General features: G+C 67.6%; 1 pseudogene. It reads left to right on the top strand.

What is annotated here, in order from left to right:
* Positions 1–411: pseudogene (locus H928_RS33205) on the top strand (intradiol ring-cleavage dioxygenase); the annotation flags it as partial.

Raw genomic sequence — 411 nt, 5'->3', positions numbered from 1 at the left:
CGCCAACCATATCCACATCCGCATTCTGCAAGGCGCCTATGAGGCCAGCGATGCGGCCAGCAGCTGGCTGACCACGCAGCTCTTGTTTCCCGACGCGCTCAACAGCGCAATCTTTGCCCAAGCGCCGCACTACCAGGACAAGGGCCAGCCCGACACCACGTTGGACAGCGACAACGTCGTCGGCGAGGAGCCCGACAAGAGCGCCTATCTCTGGGAGGTGCAGAACATCGCCGGCGTGATGCTGGCCAGCAAAACCCTGGTGCTGCGCAGCAATCTGGGCGATACGCTGTGCCAGGTCAAAGGCAGGATGCCGCCCGGCCCACCGCCGGGCATGCAGGGTGGCCCTGGCGGACCCGGTGGGCCGGGGGGACCAGGCCGGCCACCGCCCGGCTTCCAACCTGGTGGCCCGCG

Origin of the sequence: Comamonas sp. B-9 (assembly GCF_000410635.1) — a bacterium.
Taxonomy (GTDB): domain Bacteria; phylum Pseudomonadota; class Gammaproteobacteria; order Burkholderiales; family Burkholderiaceae_C; genus Comamonas.
The sequence above is the reverse complement of the archived record's forward strand: the minus strand, read 5'-3'. Positions and strand labels throughout refer to the sequence as shown.